The sequence below is a fragment of the Methylobacterium sp. E-016 genome (genome assembly GCF_022829745.1).
GTDB lineage: Bacteria > Pseudomonadota > Alphaproteobacteria > Rhizobiales > Beijerinckiaceae > Methylobacterium.
In genome coordinates this window covers 1-7046 of sequence record NZ_JAKSYF010000144.1, presented here as the reverse complement: position 1 = coordinate 7046, position 7046 = coordinate 1, and the positions used below count along the sequence as shown (strand labels likewise).

The 7046-nt window shown below is 61.3% G+C and carries 4 protein-coding genes and 1 pseudogene; 1 reads left to right on the top strand and 4 read right to left on the bottom strand.

The window, feature by feature from the left end; translation table 11 throughout:
* From MKK68_RS21290 to MKK68_RS21275, 4 genes and pseudogenes are all read right to left on the bottom strand, one after another.
* Positions 1–2006, bottom strand: a pseudogene (locus MKK68_RS21290) (hypothetical protein); the annotation flags it as partial.
* An 82-nt stretch (positions 2007–2088) separates the two neighbouring features.
* Complete coding sequence (locus MKK68_RS21285) at positions 2089–3513, bottom strand: HlyD family type I secretion periplasmic adaptor subunit (protein WP_244032874.1); 1425 nt, start codon at positions 3511–3513, stop codon at positions 2089–2091.
* A gap of 49 nt (positions 3514–3562) precedes the next feature.
* On the bottom strand, positions 3563–5317 hold the full coding sequence (locus MKK68_RS21280; protein ID WP_409567290.1) for a type I secretion system permease/ATPase: 1755 nt from the start codon (positions 5315–5317) through the stop codon (positions 3563–3565).
* Between the two features lie 361 nt (positions 5318–5678).
* Positions 5679–5978: a hypothetical protein gene (locus MKK68_RS21275; RefSeq protein ID WP_244032872.1), complete on the bottom strand. Its 300-nt coding sequence runs from the start codon at positions 5976–5978 to the stop codon at positions 5679–5681.
* 286 nt (positions 5979–6264) lie between these two features.
* Between MKK68_RS21275 and MKK68_RS21270 the strand changes: the two genes are divergently transcribed.
* Entirely contained in the window at positions 6265–6594 is a 330-nt protein-coding gene (locus MKK68_RS21270; protein WP_244032871.1) for a helix-turn-helix domain-containing protein, read from the top strand.
* Positions 6595–7046 lie beyond the last annotated feature (452 nt).

Below are 7046 nucleotides of genomic sequence, written 5' to 3'. Positions count from 1 at the left end.
CCCAAGCCCACCTTAGTGACGTCCGCAGTCACGATCTTGGTCGCGGTATCAGTGCTCTGGTCGGTCGCCTTCGTATCGGTGTGGGACGAGGCTGCGTCCTTCGAACCCGTGCTGGTCGCCGTGTCGGTCAGGGCAGTCTTCTCACCCAAGCCCACCTTAGTAACGTCCGCAGTCACGGGCTTAGTCACGGAGGCATCAATTTTATTGATGACCTTCGTCTCACTCTCCAGAACAGGAGTTGCGAATTTATCCTTGACCGTCTCCCCCGACAGGTTCGTATTGGTTCCAGCGAAGACAGAACTTGAAGAAGAGGTGACGGCGGTCGTGTCAATGGCCAGCGACGGCATAATAGCCTTCGACGCGGCAACGCTACCGCTATAGGCCGTGAAATTTGTCACGAATTCGGACACCGCGCCTGTCCCAAGCAGTTTAGTGAGGGAGGCCAGTGTTAGTTCGCTGAGCTTGAACGTCGAAGCTGCCTCCAGCACCGACATGTTCGCCTTAGTGATGTCCGCCTTCTGATCGAAGAAACTGCTGAGGGCTGTGCGTACCGCGAGGTTGGCCGTATCAAAAGGCGGTTGCGCGACCAGGGCAAACACTGTTGGAGCAGCTATCTTCTCGGATACGCTCGCCGTCACTGCAGCCACGACTGCCGGGCTCTGCGCGCTGAGCTGGCTCGTCGTCGAAGCCGTCGCATTGGCTAAAGCCGCTGAATTTGTCCCTAAAGCGGCCGATGCCCCTACACTTCCTGAGGCACGCCCACTGCCCACCTCCACCGCGCTGACCGCGAGGAAGGCGGTAATGGGCGCAGCGCTAGTTCCTCCCACAGCGACCGTGGCGGTGCTCGCAGCAGCAAGTGTGCTCGGCGCAGCCGATCCTGTGCTCGCTGATCCTGCGCTCAGGGCCGGTGTCGACGCGGCCGCCGGTCCGTCCGCTAGCATCGGTGCGGCGGTAGATGCCTTCTCCACCGCGACCGGCACCGCGTGTGCAGCGATGCGGCTGACCAGGATTGCCGGTATCGGCGGGGCGCTCTCGGCAGCCCGCATCGCGGCGATCTCCTGACCGCCCGCGGCTCCGAGCTCAAGGACATTGAGGTGGAGCAGATTGGTGCTGCCGACAAAAGCCGGTGCGGAAGCTCGACCGGTCAAAGCTGCCCAGACCTGGACGGGCTCGCTCGATGTAGCCGCAGACAACACGACGCTCGTGTCCTGAGCTGCCTCGTTCCTAACCTGTGAGGTTCGTCCGTCCGCCGCGGCCTGGCTCGCCTCGGCAACGGGTGCGGTGATGGCCGGACCGCGCGTGCTCACCGCTGCGGTCTCGCTTAGGATGTGGCTGGTGTTATCGACCACTTCACTGGCCGTCAGGCTCATGCTGATCAGGGTGATCGCCGAAAGGACAAGCGATTGGCGCGCGTGGCGTCCCTCATCCTCGCCCGCAAGACGGCCGAGTTCGTCCTTCGCAGTCTGGGGGTGCGGATCCGAATGTGCGGTCGTGGTGAGCCTGTCGTACGCGCCCCCTTCGGTGCCGGGCTGGTGCATCGGCTCCGGCGGTCCGTCGGTCGCGAGTTCGCCCGCCATCGCGTCCCCGCCCGCGAGCTGGAAGGCGACCGTCGCGACGAGCGCGGCTAGCAGCGCGGCCGGATGCAGCACGAGATTGCCGGTCTTGCCCTGGGTGGTCTGGCGCGGGACCGGTACGAGGGTCGGGTGCTCGGCCGCAACCGCGTTGAGCAAAACACGAAAATCAGGTCCCTGCAGCGGGCGCTCGAATGCCTCGGAAGCGACGACGTAAAGGTCGTCGATCCGCGCGAAGTGCATGATCACGTCGCCATCGAAGCGACAAAAGACGAACCAGGGGTCGCCTTCGTCACTCAGGCCTCGATCACTCGTTATACGCAGGCCTGCCTGCGTGAGAGCGGCCTCCACGCGGTAGAACTCGGCAATCTCCTGTTGGGACCAGTCGCCTCGGGCGATCGGAGCCGGACGGAAGAACGAGAGAATGGCGCCCATCTAGTCTGAACCCTGCCCACAACCCGCGCGATGCGAGCCTTGCCCAGCTCTGAGGCCAAGCCTGATCATAGACCCGTTCAGTTCAATGCTCATTGAACGAGTGGCCGAGCGCCTCGAAGAAAGGCGATACGACATAGCTTAGCGCAGTGCGCTCGCCCGTGGTGACGATGACCTCGGCCGGCATCCCAGCCACCAGCCGACCTTGCATCATCTCGGGGATCTGCAGCTTGCTGATCTGAACGATGCCGAGAAAATAGGGCTGGCGCGTGGTCTCATCGATGAGGCGGTCGCGCGAAACGGTTTCGAGATTACCCAGGATCGTCGGGATGCGTCGCGAGTGGAAGCTCGGGAACTTAATTTCGGCCGGCATCCCGGCATGAACCGTCTCGAGGTCATTGGGCGCGAACTGCACATGTACGACGAGCTTGTCGTCGTCGGGCACAATCTCCATCAGGGGTTCAGCTGATCGCACAACCTGGCCGATCGTGTAAACCTTGAGGTTTTGCACCACTCCCGAGCGGGGCGCACGCACCTCGAGGCGTCGTAGGACGTCTTGAGCAACCGCAAATTTCTCACGCAGCTCCGCACTTTTCTGACGTGCTTCCAAGAGCTGACCGGCGATGTCTTCCTGCAGTTTTTGGCGCAGTTGCGTGATCTGCAAGCCCGTCTCGTTGATACCGTTCTCGGCTTTGGCCATGTCGGCGACCGAGCGGCCGATGATGCCTTCAAGGCGCGTACGCTCCCGCTCCATCGAGAGCAGCCGATTCATTGGGATCAGGTTTTTCTCGCGCAGCTGGCGCAGACCAACGAGCTCCTGATTGATGAAGCCAACCTGCTGCTCAGTGGCTGCCTTTTCGACGGTAACCCCTGAAATTTCGTTCTTCAGCTGGCGCACCCGAGACTCGAGAAGTTCAATCTGACCGACGAGTGAGCCGCGTCGCTCTTTGAGCTGGGCCGTCTGGTCCGCAATCACCCGCGCAACGGCGGGCTCGGTACGACGCGCCAGGATCTCTGGCGGAAGCTCAAGATTATTTTGACCGTCCCGCTCGGCCAGGAGGCGCGCCTCCTGGACTAGGGTGGCGTCGAGCTGGGAGCGGAAGAGGTCGACGCTGGCATTCGCCTGAATGGGGTCGAGCCGGAGAACCAGATCGCCCTCGTGCACGGTCTGGCCTTCCTTAACCAGGACTTCGCGCACCATGCCCCCCTCGAAATGCTGCACGACCTTGCGGCTATTCTCCACCGCGATCGTGCCGGGGCTAACCACCGCCCGGTCGAGCCGGGCAACTGCCGCCCAGGCGCCCATTACGCCGAAGGTCGAGAAAATCAGCGCGTATCCAGCGACCGCGTGGTGCTTCCAGGTCGTCAGGCGGGGCGGTTTGGCCGGGCGCAGATTAGCCCCCGTGGAATCGCCTTCGGCCACGACAGGGCTGGTGCGAGTCAGACCCTGTTGGACCTTAGCTGTGGTGCTCGTGAGACGCGCGCGCAGCGCTGGAAGTTTGATGCTCATCGCTGTCTCGAAATTCCTGTCGCCGGATGCCTTGTCGTCAGCCCGCAGCCTACCCGGCCGCGCGCTGGTCTTGCATACCAAGACGTCCGCTCACGGGTGCGGTACCGGGAGATGGAACGGAGCGTGGACCCGCCACCTGGCCGAGGATCTGATCGCGCGGCCCGTAGGCCTGTACGGTACCGGCATTCATCACCAGCACCGTGTCGACCGCGGTCAAGATGTTGACCTTATGTGTCACGATCAGGATCGTGGTGCCCATCTGCTTCAACTCTTGAACGGCCCGCATCAAGGCTTCCTCGCCCGCCGCGTCGAGGCTGGCATTCGGCTCGTCAAGAACGATGAAGCTCGGGTTGCCGTACATGGCGCGGGCGAGCGCGATGCGCTGGCGCTGACCGCCCGAGAGCGCGTGGCCGCCGCCACCGATCTGGGTGTTGTAGCCGTCGGCTAGACTTTGGATCAGTTCGTGGCAGCCTGCCTTCTTGGCGACCGCAATCACTGCTTCCTCGTCGATCGTGTCGAAGCGAGCGATGTTCTGAGCGACCGTGCCGGCGAACAACTCGACATCCTGGGGCAGGTAACCGATGTGGCGGCCGAGTGCCTGCGGATCCCAATGCGTAATCTCCGAGCCATCGATGCGCAAAGCCCCGCGCGCGATCGGCCAAACGCCTGTGACGGCGCGCGCCAGGCTCGACTTGCCAGCAGCTGACGGGCCAACAACACCCACCACCGTACCAGGCGCGAGCTTGAAGCTGACACCCTGAAGGATCGCCTGCGTCTTACCAGGGGCGCCAACGAAAAGGTTCTCGGCCTCGATCTGGCCATTAGGCCGGGGCAGGTTCATGCGCTCGGGCTCAGGTCCAACGAGCTCGATGAGCCTCTGCAGGCGCCCGTAGCTCGCCCGGACCGCATTGAACCCTTTCCAGTTCGCGATGAGCAGCTCGACCGGGGCCAGAGCCCGCCCAATGATAATAGAGGCCGCGATCATCGAACCGGGCGAGATCTCGCGATGGATCGCAAGATAAGCGCCGACGCCCAGAATTAGCGTCTGCAGGAACATGCGGACGAACTTCGTCCCCGCAACGATTAAGCCGGCTCGGTCGCTCGCCAGCGCTTGGAACGCCAGCACTTCATCGTGGCGCTGGCTCCAGAGGCCGCGCAGCGCCCCCAGCATGCCCATCGCCTGCAGCACCTCGGTGTTGCGCAGCGTCGCCTGCGCGTACTGGCCGGCGGCGTTACCGGCCTGACTTGCGGCAGCAAGTTCGCGCTTGGTCGCGACCTCATTAAGAAGGGTCAGGCCAAAGATGATGATCCCGCCGACGATCGCCATCCAGCCGAACCAGGGGTGCAGGACAAAGCAGGCGAGCAGGAAGACCGGCGTCCAGGGTGCATCGCAGAAGGCGAGAAGCCCGCTGCCCGTGAGAAACTCGCGCACCGTGTCGACGTCGCGCAATGCGATGCCATGTCCGCCTTCAGGGTTCCGCAAATTCCCTCGATGGACCGCCGAGAAGATCGGGCTGGCGATCTTCTCGTCAAATAGCATTCCGGCCCGCACGAGAATGCGCGAGCGCAGCATCTCGAGAAGCGCGTAGACCACGAGCGCAAAGGCCGCGATCAGAGTGATACCTACGAGCGTCGTGACGTTGCGGCTCGACAGCACCCGATCATAGACCTGGAGCATGTAGAGGGGGCTGACAAACATCAGGAGGTTGATAAAGAAGCTGAACACGATCGCTGTCACGAAGACAGGGCGCGTCGCCTTGATCCCCTCCTTCAGGACCGAAGACGTACTGCTCGCACCCCTCATGTTCATACCCAATGACCTTGTTCTTTAGCGGTCTGCCTCGGGTCTACGTACCCGCAGGCGCTGCTATCTATCACGATCATTCCAGCGATGCATTCCGCAAGAATGAGGATATTCAAACTTGAAACGGTGGCTGCCGATTCGATCACATAAATTTGTAGTGCAGATAGACAAGTGCGATTCCGGTAAGATAAGTCTGCTTACGGCAGAGCTGTTTCCGCGCCGGAGCCCGGGAGCATAATTGGGCAATCGACTGTTCGATACAGATTTTGGAAGCGGGTGGTTCCCTGCCTAAGGGGTATGTTCGAATTAAGGACGTCTGTTGCGGAGAAGGCACGCGCGCCAGCTAGACGAGCGCTCGAAATCAGCCGCGGTCAATCTGCCAGCCAGAGCGGCCCTCAACGAGGCCCGACTCCCAGAAATGGACGAGGGGGTTCACGCCGGCGGCATCCACGTCTGGATTGTGGGCGAGATACCCTTGAGTGCTGAAGGACTCGCAGGGGTCGCGGCCTTCACGCCATCCATGCTCCAAATAATGACGCATCGGATCGATACCCAGGGCAGCGACGTCAGGATACTTCCAGAGATAAAATGCCTCGTTGAAGCCGCCGATTTTGGCCAGCTTGGCACGGCGGCGGGCAGATCTCTTGCGGAATGGAAACATGCCGCCTCTCCTGACAAAGGCCAATCCCTCGCAACTGTTCGCAACGGGGATGGACGAGGCAATGAGCCGGTGCGATTTTGCCCGTCCGTAGCCGTCAGGCCAGAGCGCAGTGGTTCCATACCGCGGTGACAGGCGCAAGGCCAGCAACGCGGTGCAAGCCTGTCGGGATGAGCGAACCGATCGGCTGGACAGAACTGAGCGGAGAGCGTATTGCCTTTGCTGTTCAAAGGCGCGACCGAATGGGTTGCGGCGCTCTGGCAGCCCAACCTTCCCGGACGAGTGCGTAATGTATGCCCAACAAACCAAGTTAGCCTCCGAAGAGGTGCAGGAACTCCGCCGTGAGGGGGGACGCTACGTCCGTGAACTGCGTGAGGCTGCCGGCCTGTCTCAGCGCCAGCTCGCGGCCCTGATCGGCCTGGACTTCTATACCTTTATCTCGCAGATCGAGACGGGCCGTGGGCGTATCCCCCCGGACAGTTACCGGATCTGGGCGGAGGCTTTACAAGTTGACGTCAAAGACTTGGTTATCAATCTGATGAAATTTTATGATCCTGTTACTTACAGCATTTTAGGTGCCGATCTCACTGATCTTAGGTGCCGTCCGCACGCTCTATAACAATTTTAATGCACGGCATACTTTGGTTCGCTGAATAGCGATCATGCAAGGCGCATGTGCCGTGAAACATCTTGAAATTTCTGCCTATATTATTAGATTCCCTGGTATCTACATATACTGAGCCGAGATGGGCGCCTTTCGAGTGCCACTCAAGAACTATGAATCTAGGATGGTGCATGAGGTCTGGAGCTTTGAGGTTTCTCAATTGAGCTCCTGCGCTACTGTGACCTCATGTTACACACGATCACGGCATCCTGCGAGAGAGGCTTTAACCCCCTCGCAGGACATCACCGTCGAAGCAACAGGCGATCGGACACCTCGAAGAACCGCGTAATTGCGGGGTCTGGCCGTTGGTTTGACGCGGCCGGTAGCTTTTGACGTGATCGGACTGGCGATCTGGCAGTCTGGTGGTGGTCATGAACGGGCTCGGGGGCCCATCCCGAGGTTGCCTC